This window comes from Mycobacterium sp. (genome assembly GCF_965229105.1).
Classification (GTDB): Bacteria; Actinomycetota; Actinomycetes; order Mycobacteriales; family Mycobacteriaceae; genus Mycobacterium.
This window is the reverse complement of the sequence record NZ_OZ245858.1, coordinates 2686960-2700028: the sequence shown is the minus strand read 5'-3', so window position 1 is coordinate 2700028 and position 13069 is coordinate 2686960. Positions and strand designations below refer to the sequence as shown.

11 protein-coding genes and 1 pseudogene are annotated in these 13069 nt (G+C 63.1%); 5 read left to right on the top strand and 7 right to left on the bottom strand.

Features of this window, described 5'->3' with window-relative positions; translation table 11 throughout:
* The first annotated feature begins 34 nt into the window (after positions 1 to 34).
* Positions 35 to 652, top strand: coding sequence for a hypothetical protein (locus ADBZ9O_RS12850; RefSeq protein WP_526531746.1), 618 nt, complete (start codon positions 35 to 37; stop codon positions 650 to 652).
* A gap of 17 nt (positions 653 to 669) precedes the next feature.
* Here the strand turns inward: ADBZ9O_RS12850 and ADBZ9O_RS12845 are convergent, their stop codons facing one another.
* The 4 genes from ADBZ9O_RS12845 to ADBZ9O_RS12830 form a co-directional block, all read right to left on the bottom strand.
* The gene (locus tag ADBZ9O_RS12845) at positions 670 to 1551 is read right to left on the bottom strand and encodes an endonuclease/exonuclease/phosphatase family protein (protein ID WP_526531744.1); all 882 of its coding nucleotides are present in this window, start codon (positions 1549 to 1551) and stop codon (positions 670 to 672) included.
* A gap of 109 nt (positions 1552 to 1660) precedes the next feature.
* Entirely contained in the window at positions 1661 to 2671 is a 1011-nt protein-coding gene (locus ADBZ9O_RS12840) for a glycosyltransferase family 2 protein (RefSeq protein WP_526531742.1), read from the bottom strand.
* Positions 2672 to 2768: 97 nt separating this feature from the next.
* Positions 2769 to 5129: a putative bifunctional diguanylate cyclase/phosphodiesterase gene (locus ADBZ9O_RS12835; protein WP_526531740.1), complete on the bottom strand. Its 2361-nt coding sequence runs from the start codon at positions 5127 to 5129 to the stop codon at positions 2769 to 2771.
* 80 nt (positions 5130 to 5209) lie between these two features.
* Positions 5210 to 5818 carry a molybdopterin-dependent oxidoreductase gene (locus tag ADBZ9O_RS12830; RefSeq protein WP_526531738.1) on the bottom strand — a complete coding sequence of 203 codons (609 nt, stop codon included), beginning with the start codon at positions 5816 to 5818 and terminating at the stop codon, positions 5210 to 5212.
* A 789-nt stretch (positions 5819 to 6607) separates the two neighbouring features.
* Between ADBZ9O_RS12830 and ADBZ9O_RS12825 the strand changes: the two genes are divergently transcribed.
* The 3 genes and pseudogenes from ADBZ9O_RS12825 to ADBZ9O_RS12815 all read left to right on the top strand — a co-directional run bounded on the left by ADBZ9O_RS12825 (position 6608) and on the right by ADBZ9O_RS12815 (position 8938).
* Positions 6608 to 8107 carry a serine/threonine-protein kinase gene (locus ADBZ9O_RS12825; protein WP_526531736.1) on the top strand — a complete coding sequence of 500 codons (1500 nt, stop codon included), beginning with the start codon at positions 6608 to 6610 and terminating at the stop codon, positions 8105 to 8107.
* 69 nt (positions 8108 to 8176) lie between these two features.
* Positions 8177 to 8509 (top strand): annotated as a pseudogene (locus ADBZ9O_RS12820) (gamma-glutamylcyclotransferase family protein); the annotation flags it as partial.
* Positions 8501 to 8938 (top strand): NUDIX hydrolase, encoded by a 438-nt coding sequence (locus ADBZ9O_RS12815; protein WP_526533114.1) that lies wholly within the window; start codon positions 8501 to 8503, stop codon positions 8936 to 8938. The pseudogene ADBZ9O_RS12820 and the gene ADBZ9O_RS12815, both read left to right, overlap by 9 nt.
* A 13-nt stretch (positions 8939 to 8951) precedes the next feature.
* Here ADBZ9O_RS12815 and ADBZ9O_RS12810 read toward each other — a convergent pair whose 3' ends face one another.
* Both ADBZ9O_RS12810 and ADBZ9O_RS12805 read right to left on the bottom strand, forming a co-directional pair.
* The gene (locus ADBZ9O_RS12810; RefSeq protein ID WP_526531734.1) at positions 8952 to 9653 is read right to left on the bottom strand and encodes a M24 family metallopeptidase; all 702 of its coding nucleotides are present in this window, start codon (positions 9651 to 9653) and stop codon (positions 8952 to 8954) included.
* 110 nt (positions 9654 to 9763) lie between these two features.
* Positions 9764 to 10924: a hypothetical protein gene (locus ADBZ9O_RS12805; protein WP_526531732.1), complete on the bottom strand. Its 1161-nt coding sequence runs from the start codon at positions 10922 to 10924 to the stop codon at positions 9764 to 9766.
* A gap of 532 nt (positions 10925 to 11456) precedes the next feature.
* Between ADBZ9O_RS12805 and ADBZ9O_RS12800 the strand changes: the two genes are divergently transcribed.
* Positions 11457 to 11780 (top strand): hypothetical protein, encoded by a 324-nt coding sequence (locus ADBZ9O_RS12800; RefSeq protein WP_526531730.1) that lies wholly within the window; start codon positions 11457 to 11459, stop codon positions 11778 to 11780.
* A 10-nt stretch (positions 11781 to 11790) separates the two neighbouring features.
* On the opposite strand, the gene ADBZ9O_RS12795 is transcribed toward ADBZ9O_RS12800, so the two are convergent.
* Positions 11791 to 12996 (bottom strand): hypothetical protein, encoded by a 1206-nt coding sequence (locus ADBZ9O_RS12795; RefSeq protein WP_526531728.1) that lies wholly within the window; start codon positions 12994 to 12996, stop codon positions 11791 to 11793.
* Between the last annotated feature and the right edge of the window lie 73 nt (positions 12997 to 13069).

Genomic DNA, 13069 nt, shown 5'->3' with positions numbered 1-13069 from the left:
AAAATTCCACCGGGTGCGTACTAGTATTTCCTGCGTGCCAGACCATGCGGGGACTGATGGCGGGACCCCGAAGGACCATGTCAACGACGCCTTCGCTGAGGACAGTGCGCACGGCGCAGAAGACGTCCCATCGGTGCGGGAAAAACAGCTTCGCCTCTTATTCACATTTCCCATACTGCTGGGTTTATTTATTTGTGCTCTGAATCTTTTGGCAGTAACCCGCCTGTGGCGGTCGGTATATTTCAGCAATTTGGAATTACTATCCCGGGCTAATCTACCAAACACCGTCTGCTTCACGCTGATGACGATAAGCTTCTTTATCGGCCTCGCGCTGATTGTGTATGCGATCGCGCTGCGACACTTTGACGGGTACGGCCACGAGGTCGAGACCCCGCAGGAAACAGTATCGGCCCATGAGCTGGGTCGGGCTGGGTTATATCTGAAATGGCTGATAGGTCCCCTGCTGATAGCAATACCGGCTCCGGCACTAACCGTATGGGCTGCCGAAACGGTTGAACCGATAGCACCGAAACCCTGCATTGAGCTGTATCAGCAAGCGCTGACCATCAAAGAAAATCATCCCAATTTCACAATGGTGTGGAACGACCGAGACGAACTCAGATGCTCGATCAACGACATACTTGAGCAATAAACGGCAGCGGCCTTAGGTCACCGACCTGGGACGTACACCGTCGCGATCAGCCCGAGATGGTCTGAACCTGGGATCCGGACGGTCTCGACAGAACCCGCTGCGCTGTTGTAGGTCAGGATGTGGTCGATTCCGATCAGTGGCGGTGTCCAGCTCTCGGCTGAGAAGGAGGGGGTGAATCCGGAGCCGGACTGTTCAGCGGCATCGCGGAAGCCGTTTCGCAACAGCCGGCGAAATGGCGCCATGTCGAAGGTGGCATTGAAATCGCCGCCGATTATCACGGCCCCGTTGCCGACTTTCGCTGCAATCTCGCCCATCGTGGCAGGCAGGCGGGCTATTTCGTCGCGCCAATCATCGATCGGTTGCGGCCAGGGCCCCGCGAGGTGGGCGGCCAACACCGCCAGGTCATCGGCCGTGCCAGGTGCTCGAATGTCAGCGCTGAGAACCCCCAGTTCGTAACCCGCGATCAAACTCGATCCGGTGACCGGGTACCGGCTCCAGATACCGACTCCGCCCGCGCCGGGTTGTGCGTCTGTTACCCGATATGGAAAATCCGCAGTGAGGCCATCGTGTACAAGGGCGGTGACGAGCCCGGGAGTAAGCTCCTCGAAGATCAAGATGTCGGCGCGCGTCCGAGCGATCGCGACCAACGCCCGCGAATTCGCCTTTCCCTCACGAAGATTCGCCGTCAATACCCGCACTGGGACACTATTGGGCGGCACCTGGTCGCCCAGGAACAGCGGCAATTCCACAAAGACCACCACCCCGGTGAGAATCGCAGCAGCTCCCGCAGCCCACCACCGTCGGGTGAACAGCAGCAGGACGGCGGCCACAGCCGTACCACCCATCAGATAGGGCGATAACGCCGCCCAGCGCAGGATGATGTGGTTGGTGACCGGCATGTATCGCGCCGCGAGGCCTGCCGAGGCGATAAGGAAACCGAGCCCAGCGACGACCGACAACGCAATGCGGAGCCACCGAACAAGGCGGGCGGCTAAAGCAGGGCCAATGTCAATGCGAATTGGCCTGCCACGAACCGATAGTGGCAATATCGTCGGCTGGTTCGAGGCGCTTGAGGCGACGGACCCCGTGCTGCGCAACCTCTTCTCGCATCCATCCAGGACGTTGGGGAGTGCCCATCCTGCTCGCGTGCCGCCGCTTCGCCAAGGCGCGAGTCTGCCTGGCGTAGAGACGATCCTGCAGAATCGTCCACAGCACCCGGAACCCGTCTCTGAATGTGTTGAGATTCGTGCGACCGTGATATCGGTCGTATTCGAAGCTCGGCACCTCGGTGATCGCGGCTCCGGAGAGTGCAAAGCGGCCGATGATCAGCGCCTCGATCTCGAAACCGTCACCGCGCATCATCTCGGGGGCATCCCCGACATCTGTCTGAGGAAGATCGAGCATGTACAGCTGGTCTTTCCAGAACGCGTTATAGCCGTAGCAGAGGTCAGTGAACCGGGTATTGGTGAGCACACTTGCCAACAGGTTCAGCCCAGTGTTACCCCAGGAACGAATCAGCGTGATGTCCTGGCTGCCACCGCCGGGGCAGAACCGGCTCCCCTTCGCCAGGTCAGCACCGTCGGTCAGAGCCTTGACGAAGCGGGGGATTTCGTGCGGATCGGCAGAACCATCGATATCGAACATCACGATGGCATCGCCGGTGACCTCCGCGAAACCGCATGCCAATGCGTTGCCTTTACCCTTGCGGGTTTGGTAGATGACCTTCGCCGACGGCAAAGCGGTGCGAGCGGCCTCCGCCGATTCATGGTCGTCTTCACTGACGACGACGATCACCTCGTGGAACTCTGCGAGATAGGGCAGGATCTCGCGGATGTTCGGCGCCTCATTCTTGGCGGGCACGACAACAGTGATCCGCGGATCGGCGGGGCGCCGCTCGTTCGCGCTGCGGCGCCGATCGATGATCCGCTGACCATCGGGCCCGATTACTGGCTCGCCATCGCTACCGAGCACATAACGCACGTCGGCGGATTCGCCTGTGCCCCCCAATGAATCGCTCATCTCGACACTCCCTTATGGATACGAGTTGGCGTCAGCTGCCTAGCAGGTGACGGAAAAACAGACCAGTCGGCACGGGCCGGATCTGGACAAGTCCGAACTATTCCGGGCATGCCACTACCTCTGTTCGACGCTCCCGAGGCTCCGCCCTCCTCGGGCCAACCAGCTGCCGGGCCGCAGGAGTGGCGCAGACGGCGCCCTCCTCCAGCAACCGGCGGGCATCGGCGAATGTCATCGGCCGGCGATAGAGAAAGCCTTGGCCCTTGCAGGCGCCCATGTTGACGAGCGCATCCCGTTCGGCGACAGTCTCGATGCCTTCGACCACCAAATCGAGGGCTAGCGCATTGGCAAGCGACACAACGGACTTCACGACGGCGCCGTGCTTGAAGTTACCGTCGTCAAGGGCGGCAGCGAACGAACGGTCGAGCTTGAGCTGGTCGACGGGCAGCGTACGCAGTTGGGTCAGCGACGAATAGCCGGTACCGAAATCGTCCAGGGAAACTCGAACACCCGCATCGCGCAGCTGGCCCAACGTCCCGTGCACAATCTTGAGGTCAATGAGCGCGTGCTCGGTGAGCTCGATGACGAGGCACTCCGGTGGGACGTGCGCGCCATGCAGCATCGCGAGCACCTCATCGGCGAAACCCGCTTCGCGTACCTGACGTGCCGATACGTTCACCGAAATCGTCAGCTTGTGCGCCAATCCCGCTGCCCGCCATTGCGCGAGTGCCGATATCCCCTCCTGCAGCACCCACCGGCCGATCTCCACGATCACCCCGTTGTCCTCGGCGAGTGGGATGAAGGCGACCGGGCTGAGATCGGGCAGTCCCGGACGCTGCCACTGCAACAACAGCTCGAAGCCGGTGACAACGCCGGATTCGAGCATCACGATGGGCTGAGCCGCGACCCTGAGCTGGTCTCGCTCCAGTGCCCGTCGTAGGGCCGCGTCCAGATCAAGGCGTTGCGCGACCTCGGCCTCCAGCTCAGAGTCGAAGATATTGATGTGGCTGCCCTCGGTCAGCTTGGCGCGGTACATCGCCACGTCGGCCTCGCGCATGAGGTCTGCCCCCGACAACGTGGACTCGTCAGCGAAGGTAATCCCGATGCTCGCACCGACGAAGGCTTCCTTACCGTCGATCTGATAAGGCTGGCTCAACTCACAGCGCACCCGCTCGGCCAGACCGATCGCTTGTTCGCGATCAGGCAGCTGGGGGCAGAGCACCACGAATTCGTCTCCACCGAGCCGGGCCACGGTGTCCGAGTCACGAACCGTCGAAGTCAGGCGCCGCGCCGCTTCGATGAGGAGCTGGTCCCCCGCCGCATGGCCGATGGAGTCATTGACCATTTTGAAACGATCGAGGTCGCAAAAAAGCAGGGCGAGGTACACATGGGTCTCGTGCGCCGCGGCCAAAGCATCTGCCAGACGCGCCATCAGCAGGCCTCGGTTAGCCAGGCCGGTCAGCGCGTCGTGGCTGGCCTGGTGCGATAGCTGCCGGGCTGCCGCTTCGCGGTCGAGGGCGAGGGTGACCAGGTCCCGGCACCGGCGAAGTGCGGTGCGGACCAGATCGTCGAGAGAGTCGGGCTCCCCGAACACCTCGATCGTCCCCGTAGCGGCCGCCACATTGGCTTCGAGCGTGTCTTTCCACGCCGTCGGCCCCGAGATATCGGCGCCGACGGGATGCACAACCAATCGGGCGCCAGTGGTGATGCACACGCTGCACCCCGCGGACACCTCCGATGCCAGTTCCGCTATCAGCCGCACGACGACCGAGGCTTGTGCGCCGGTGGCGATCCGCTCGAGCACCTGAGCCTGCCCGCGCTCGAGCGCCGACACACGTTCCAGTTGATTCTGGGTCTCGCGTAGCTCGCGGCCTTCTTTATCAAGGGCCTCGCGCGCACCGCGGTATTGGCGCGCGACGTTGATCGCCACCCAGACGAGGAGTGCCGCACCGATAACCAGGGAAGCGACAAGCAGCACCAGCTGCGTTAACCGGCTGCGCAGCAGAGCCGCATCGCTGGCCCGCGCGTCCGTATGAAGGTCGGCCGCCGTCGTGTCCACCAGCCGGCGGCCGGCGTCGGACAGGTCACGAGCTCGGGGAAGAACATCGGCGGCCACCCGGTCGCGCTGGTCGGCGGGCAGGACACCTGGTGGCATCTCCTGGACCGCGTCGTCCATCGCTTTGAGGGCGGTCCGGTATTCGGCGGTGGCGCTGTCACCGGCAGTGATCCCGTTCTCACCCACCACCGCCAACCGTTGACCGAGCAGCGCGCGGGCCAGTTGCACGTTGCGCCGAGGCAGAACACTCAGCAGATAGCGCTCCGAAGCGTCGACGTACGCCAGCGTCTCACGCATGGTGTACAGCAAGTTGTTAGTGCCAGTTTCGGTGCGGGCGTACTCCTCTGTGTGCCTATTCTGGGCAGCCGAGTCCGCGAAATGGGTCACCGTCAGGGCGATGAGCACCAGGGCGAGGATTCCCGCCGTTATCAATTGTCCGCGCGTCGGCCGAAGACGTGGAGCTAACGACGCCGGCTGATCGGGCATTAGGAACCGCCGGCACTCGCATCGGCGACTGAGATCGACTCCAGGCTCCAGTTCCACGCGTCGAGTACCGACGACAGCGCCGTGCCGTCGGGAAATACGAGGCGCGTCGGTCCGCCCTGGTCGTAGGGAATCGGCGCACCGTCGCGCATCGTCGCTATCAACGCATCCGAGGCAGTCATCGGTTGGGCCGCGCTGGCGTAGTGGTACGAATTCAACGCGACGGTATTGATCGTCGCGCTCTCCGGGATACCCGCCTTCTCAAGGAGAACAGCCAGCGGCACCCCGCTGAAGGTCTGACGCTTCTTGACGAATGGTTCGTCGACCGTGATCGTGGTGTTCCCCAGCGCGTTGAGCTGGTCCATCGTCAACGACAGTGGCGTCCGACCGCCGGTCACCGTGAGGACGGGCTCGTTCGGCGCGGGCGGGTCGACCGAGGGCGCACCATAGGGATTCTCAGGCGGGCTCGACGCCGCAGCGGCTGAAGAGGTAGCCGTCGCCGGCATCGCAGGTGTAGACGTGCCAACGGCGCTGTTGTCGTTTCCGCACCCAACGACGCCGATGATAGCGATAAGGCCTGACGCGCCAAGCGCGATGAAACGTGTGCGCATAAATGCGGATGGTACGTGTCGGTGATCCAAAGCTGACCGGAATTGAACTACTGGCCAGGCCCAGCTGCATCCACCGCAGACGTATGCGGAAAGCAAATCAAGCCTGCGAACAATTCTCGAGACTTCCTTGGGTCCAGTGCTCGGTCAGAGATTTGAATTCGAATGAGACCACTGCGCGCATTTGTTGGCCAGCGTGCCACCCAAATCACCCTTCAACGGTCTGACAGCGGACAGACGCGCCTCGGTCCGCGGCATCAGCCCACGTAGGCGATGGTTGGCAGGGTGTCTCCGATGTGGGCACGTATCCGAGGTAAAGCGCCGCCACCTGGGCGTAGGGATTGACGTGGCGATGGCCAATCAGCGGCTATTCCTCAACCGCGGGAGACCGACTCCCTGACGATAGGAAAACCAGCTCGTCTTAGTGCACTACGCCTGTCGATGGCCAGAGCACATTGACACCAAAGCCACTTCACGAATCATCAATCACGAATTGGGTGTGGTCCCAATCAGGCGCCCGATTCCGGATATGGAATTCGGCCAACGGGTGGAGATGGTGATACAGGTTTCTGGCCCCTCTCGGATGTGTGGACGCGGAGACCGTCGCACCGAACCTGTACCCTGGCCAACAAGCAATTGTCTTGCGTCGCTTCGACTTCGGCTCTCCCGTGCACATCTGCTGCGGCCAGCCGGTTGAGCTGCGAAGAAGCGGGAACACCACTGGGTGGTGTACACACGCGTGGTCACCACGAACGTGCCGCGATGAACGCGAAAAAGGCGGAAGGAACAGCTATGGGCCCCCCGGGTGCTGGGCCGCGTCCGCGCACGCGCTTCGGCCCGTACGAGCTGCACGAATTGATCGGCCTCGGCGGGATGGGCGAGGTATATCGCGCCTACGACACCGTCCGGCAGCGGATGGTGGCCTTGAAGCTCTTGCGAACCGATGTGGCAGCTGACCCGAGCTATCGCGACCGGTTTCGGCGCGAGTCGCGCATCGCGGCGCGGCTGCAGGAGCCGCACGTCATCCCCGTGCACGACTTCGGTGAGATCGACGGGGTGTTGTTCATCGACATGCGCCTCGTGGAGGGCGCCAGCGTCAAGGAAGAGCTCCGCGTCAATGGCGTCCTTCCGCCAGCCCGAGCGGTGTCGGTCATCGGACAGGTCGCAGCCGCACTCGATGCTGCGCACGCCAACGACCTGGTGCACCGTGACATCAAACCGGAGAACGTGCTGCTCACACCGGAGGACTTCGCCTACTTGGTCGACTTCGGTATCGCCAACGGCGGTGGCGAGGCGACCGTGACGAAAACCGGTCTGATCATCGGTTCGTGCGCCTACATGGCGCCCGAGCGCCTTAGCGGCCTGCCCGGCGGGCCCCCGTCGGACGTGTATTCGCTGACGTGTCTGCTGTTCGAATGCCTGACGGGTCGGGCGCCGTTCGAAGCCGGAGACATTCGGCAGGTGATGAGCGCGCACATGTTCGCGCCACCGCTGCGACCACGCGACGTGCGGCAGGGAATCAACCCAGCGTTCGACGACGTCGTCGCCAGGGGCATGGCGAAGAACCCGGTCGAGCGGTTCGCCTCGGCCGGTGAACTCGCCAGAGCGGCGGCCGCTGCCATGCACGGGGTATCCGGGCCTGCAGCGGCGGTTCGGCCGAGCCCGCCGCACAGCACCCGCCAGTTCCCCGCCGGGCAACCGAGGCCGTATGCGCCGTCTCCCCCTCCCCGACCGCCGGCACCGGTCAAGCGGTCACGGTTCAGCCGGATGCAGGTGGCGCTGCTCGGGGGGACGGTCGCCATGTTCGTCGTGGCGGCGGGGTTGGCCGTAGCGATCGTGTCCACCGATGCCACCGGTCCCGCCGGGCCGACGAGCAGGCTGGCCACGCCGGCACCGTCGACGACCGACCCGACCACCACGTCGACGACGACGACGACTTCCTCGAACCGCGCCGCTCCGATCTCCGGCGTATCGGGCACCGACGCGCAGGGCTTCACCGGTCACGCGGCGCGCTGCGACCCGGGGAGCTCGCTCACCGCGGCGATCAGGACCGCCAGTTCGCTGGCGGTGATCTGCGAAACGACATCTGGCGCCTACTACTACCACGGCGAACGGCTGCGTGACGGTGCCAATGTGCAGCTGGCCAACGCCATTCCAACGGGCGGCGGCTTCGATGCGACGAACCCCGCCGACGGTGCCAGGTACCAGGTGCGCCCCGGCGAGCTGACGATCCTGAGCAACGGTCACGTGGACTCCGCGGAGCCGGCATTGGAGTACGGCGCGGCTAGTTAGAGCTCGTTCGGCCCGGTCGCCGCGCCGGCCAGACCGAGGCTCGACGGGGCGCCTGGTTGACTGGCAGGTATGACCCAGCTGCTGTTCTCCTACGGCACACTGCGCCAACGCGACGTGCAGCGTCGCATTTTCGGCCGGGAACTCGACGGACATCCCGACGCGATCGTCGGTTTCGATCTGCAGTACGTCACCATCACCGATCCGGACGTGATCTCGGCCAGCGGTAGTGACCGCCATCCGATTCTGCATCCCAGCGACGATGGCAACGCCGCAGTCGACGGCACGGTGTTCACGGTCAGCGATTCAGATCTCCTTGCCGCTGACGAGTATGAGGTCGGTGACTATCAGCGGGTCTCCGTGCCGCTGCGCACCGGCGACCACGCCTGGGTCTATGTGCACGCCACCCGGTCCGCTGAAGCGTTGGCAGATAAAGACTCTCGACCAGTCATCCGCATCGTCGCTGCGGTGATCGTGGACACAGAGGGTCGTGTCCTTGTCGTCCGCAAACGGGGAACCACGGCGTACATGCAGCCGGGCGGCAAATTCATGGCAGGTGAGACCGCAGCGGCGGCGTTGCGGCGCGAAATCGCCGAGGAGCTCGGTGTTGTCGTCGAAGCGTCGGACCTGCGCCCGCTCGGGCGCCATGTCGCCGACGCGGCCAACGAACCCGGCCACCTCGTCGAGGCCGACTTGTTCATGGTGAGCTTGCCGGGCGCACCCCGGGCGGCGGCAGAGATCGACGAGATCGCGTGGGTTGACCCGGCGGCGCCGGGTGATATCGAGTTGGCGCCATTGACACGAGGCGCGGTCTTCGCCGCTTTGCGGCACTGAGCCGAACGTCCGGTCAGGAAATGTCGAGGAGTTCCTCGTGGAAGCCCCCGTAGCGGCGACCCCGATCGACGAGGTGCACCTCCAGGATCCAGTGACATTGCCTGCCGGAGCGGTCTTTTCGTCGCATCGGGAGGGTTGACCCCGGTGCGACGTAGGAGTCGATCTCCTCACCAGGGATTTTCTCGTGCGGAAACTCACCGACGAGGTGTCCGGCGATCACACCGCCGAAGTCCCACCCAGCGTCTTGGCTGAGAGCGACGATGTGGTCGAACAGTTGCTCCCCGGTGATGTCCGGGCGGGCCAGAAAATGCTCACGACCTGCCTGCCACACTTTGGGAAGATCATCCCGCAGCGCCAATTTCTTTGGGTCCGTGCCAATTACGTAGGTGCGCCCGAAATCGGCTTCCCACTCTTGGAAGATCGGCCCGAAATCGAGGAACAGGATGTCATCGTCGGCGATTACCCGGTCGGGCGGGTTGTCGCGGGCGGTTTCCAGGGTGTTCTCGCCTGCTCGTGCGATGCGCTTGTGCCAATGGCGTGTCAGGCCAAACATGCTGTTGGCCAGATCGCGAATTTCGTCGGACAGCACCCGCTCGCTGATCCCAGCCCGAACCAAACCCTGAGCCGCAACTGCGTCGAACAGTTGGGCGGCCTTGTCCTGGGCGTCGAGAAGACTGATGATGCGGGTGTTTTCATCGACGTCGGTGTACTCCATAACATTGATACTAGAAGGGGGCGAGACACTTTGACCCACAGGTGTAGTGATGACAGCAGCCCCCACTTCCTACCGGAAGCGGGGGCTGCTGACCCCTCATGTCGCTTTGGTTACTCGCCGTCGCCACCGCGCGCACTCTTAGCACCGGTGCCCTTGGCTCCGCCGCCGGCGTTCTTGCCTCCGCCACCGGCCTTGGCCGGCGCTGCGGACTTGTTATCGCCGCCAGACTGCACCGCTGCCGCTTGAGTCCGGGCACTCGGCGCCGCCGTGGCGGCGCTCTTGCTGCCAGAGGTCCGAACACTGCTGCCGCTCTTGGTTGTTGGCGCATTGACCTCAGGCGCGGGCGCCGCATTGTCCGTTGAGCCGACACTGACCAGCGTGGCGGTGTCGAGCTTCGGCACCGCACTCACCTCCTGGTTGGCGGTCAGGGGATTCACCGGCGGGGTCAAAGCAGCGGCTATTGCCTTCGGCAGGTTGACGAAGAGTGTCTGCACCAGGCCGGTATTGAACTGATCATCACTCACCGTGAGCAGACCAGGGATGACCGACCCGTCGCCGGGCGCGTAGCCGTTGATGAAGGCACCCGTAATAGCTGCCGGAGTGTTGATGAGTGCATTGAGGGCCGCGATCGCATCACCACCGCCAAGGGCGTCCACGAATTCCTGTCCGCTGTTACCCGCGGCAGCGACGACGGCCTCCACCGGTCCCAGTACGCCGATGACGATAGGTAGCAGAGTTGGTAAACCGGTGAGAGTCTGGACGACCCGGTTCAAGTTCTCCGTCATCTGAGCTGGGATGGCCAAGGTCTCGAACAGAGGAGCGGCAGCCAGTACCAGCCCGCCGAGGGCGTCGTTCAATGTGGCAGCAGCGCCAGTGATATCGCCTTGGGCGATTTGGACGGCGATTGCTTGCAAAGCCGCCGGCACTGTCTGGGTCGCATAGTCGAACAAGGCCTGCGTCGTACCGATGAGTCCCTCGGTGACGGTCTGCGCATAGCCGAGTTGATTGACCAGAAGCTGCCGCAGGGCCGGCGCGGGATCGGCAATCACCTGACCGCCGATCGTGGCCACGTTCTGCGCTCCCTGACCAAACACCTGCAGCCAGGCCTCGATGGGGTTGACAGTGGCTGCCAGATCGACGGCCGCGGCCGACATATAGACCGCAGGAGTATGGACGTTTGGCAACGTCGGCGCGATCGGAGTAATGGCAATCGCACCAGCACTCGCGAATACCACACCGGCCGTGAGACATGAGCGAACTGTGATTTGCATGTGATCCCTTTCACTACCCAGATGACTGGCTGATGAAGGTGAAGCTACCTGATAAAAACCTGAGAAGTGACACATCTGACGATGAAAAAATTGTCCGACCTTTGATTCTCTGCCGCGCCCCGATGGGCTGATTTCGCAGCTCATTTGCTATCTACGTCAGTCGAAGACGCAAGATCGACACAACCCACGGTACAAAGTGCCTGCCACCAGCGTGCCAAACACAAAGACTTATCTTTTGATCTGATCCGCGCAAATTAACTGTTACGCGTGATTCGCTTGTTACTCGGCAGTTACTTTTATGAAACTATTAGAAACCGAAATGTGGTGCGACGGCCGATCCCGACGGTTGACCGAACGTCGTCATATGCACCGAGCCGAGCAAACCATGTCCGGAAAGCGGCTGACGCCCTGGCGGGCGGTGGACGCACCGTGTATCCACAGGCCCTCGCCACGGAGACTGCGGGCTCGGATAGGTCAGAGATATAACGATCGTCGGTCACGAAGTCGAGTGCCCGACGACAGGGGGAAAGCCATGCTCCGACAGCCAGCGTGCCGGCCTGACAGCGACGACGCCATGGAGCGCCTTCGAGAACTCGGCGGCATCTACCTGACCGCACTCAACACTGCCAGGGATGTCAGTGCCGACATCGCGCAGGAAGTGGCAGTCGCGAACACCGGCGGCAGCTCACTGGTCGAAATCAGTGCTGCGTCAGGCCTATCGGTTCCACAGATCGAGTACATCCTCGTTGCCGTCAACGTGCAGCGGCAACTGACGGACTACTCGTTGTCTCGCTGGGGTGAATCGATCTTCGCCGGCCCCAACCCGCACACGATGGCCGATCGTCGAAATACCTAGGCCGGCAGCGTTACTCGCTGTCGCTGCCTGCGTCGCTGCCGCTGCTTGCGCTGCTGCGGTTGCCCGCGCTACTGCGACTACCGGTGGACTTCGTCGCACCCGGCGTGGACCCATCGCTGGGCTTGCTGGTGGCACGCTTGGGGCCTTCGCCAACCTTGTTGCCGCCCTTGACTACTGCGGTGTCATCGGCGCTTTCAGCGACCTTCGTGGTGACCGGTGCCGCGGTCTCCGGGGCGTCTGCAGCCTCCAATGTCGGCTCAGTCTTGGGCCCGGTCGAGGCGGGTGCGTGCGTAACCTTCACCGTCACGCTGGGTGCGTTCGAATCGGGAACCGCTGTCACGGTCTTAGTGGACTCCAGCTCGACGGGCGTCGGCTTCAGACCAAGCGCCACCGCGATCGCGCGCGGCAAAGTCACCAACAGGGTCTGGAGCAGGCCGCCCTGACTTGGGTTGTTCATGTCAACGGTGAAGATGCCCGGGTAAAGATCGCCCGCCGCATTTCGATATCCGTTGAGGAACGCGCCGGCAAGCACACCTGGAGTACTGATGAGCGCGGCGAGTGCCGCATCGGTGTCTCCGGCGCTAATCCCAGCGAGGATCGCCTGGCTGCTGTCGATACCTGCCGTGAGCACGGCCTCGATGGGACCGACAGCACCGACGAGAAGAGTGAGCAGGGTGTCCAGGCTGACAACTGCGCGAACCACATTCGCCAGGTGACCGGTGATCTGAACGGGGATTTGCAGGACTTCCAGTGCCAATGGGACGAAGATGCCGCCGTTGAGGGCACTGTTGACAGCGGCAGCAGCGGCGACGTAGTCACCCTTGTCGATGGCCGCGGTGATGTTTTGCAGTTCCGTCGAGATGACGGCCGCCGCCCACTCCCCGACCGCCTGGCCAGCGCCGATGGTCCCGTCCGCGAGACCGTGTGCGTAATCGAATTGACTGGCGATGAGCTGCTGTAGTTCAGGAACTGGCTCGCCGGCCACCGAAGTACCGACTTGGGTGACGTTTTGGAAGACGTGCTCGAAGACCTGCAGCCACGCATTTCCGGGCTTGTTCGCTCCGCTGGTGCCGGCAAGATGCACTCCGGACGCAGATGCAGCCATCGCAGGAATCTCGACATCGGGCATCGGGGGTGCGACAGGGGCCATGGCAATGACGCCGACGCCGACGAGCGCGACACCCGCTGTCAAACACGTACGAACTGCGGCCTGCATGTGACCCCCTTCCTGCGCAGACTGATTCCGGATTCCAGCAAACCCTACCTTAAGGAAAGCTGAGAAACCGTGA

Bases quoted from the DNA above. Each gene is read 5' to 3' on its own strand.
- ADBZ9O_RS12795 (WP_526531728.1), bottom strand. From the start codon at position 12,996: ATGCAGGCCGCAGTTCGTACGTGTTTGACAGCGGGTGTCGCGCTCGTC.
- ADBZ9O_RS12800 (WP_526531730.1), top strand. From the start codon at position 11,457: ATGCTCCGACAGCCAGCGTGCCGGCCTGACAGCGACGACGCCATGGAG.
- ADBZ9O_RS12830 (WP_526531738.1), bottom strand. From the start codon at position 5,818: ATGCGCACACGTTTCATCGCGCTTGGCGCGTCAGGCCTTATCGCTATC.
- ADBZ9O_RS12805 (WP_526531732.1), bottom strand. From the start codon at position 10,924: ATGCAAATCACAGTTCGCTCATGTCTCACGGCCGGTGTGGTATTCGCG.
- ADBZ9O_RS12845 (WP_526531744.1), bottom strand. From the start codon at position 1,551: ATGCCGGTCACCAACCACATCATCCTGCGCTGGGCGGCGTTATCGCCC.
- ADBZ9O_RS12825 (WP_526531736.1), top strand. From the start codon at position 6,608: ATGGGCCCCCCGGGTGCTGGGCCGCGTCCGCGCACGCGCTTCGGCCCG.
- ADBZ9O_RS12840 (WP_526531742.1), bottom strand. From the start codon at position 2,671: ATGAGCGATTCATTGGGGGGCACAGGCGAATCCGCCGACGTGCGTTAT.
- ADBZ9O_RS12810 (WP_526531734.1), bottom strand. From the start codon at position 9,653: ATGGAGTACACCGACGTCGATGAAAACACCCGCATCATCAGTCTTCTC.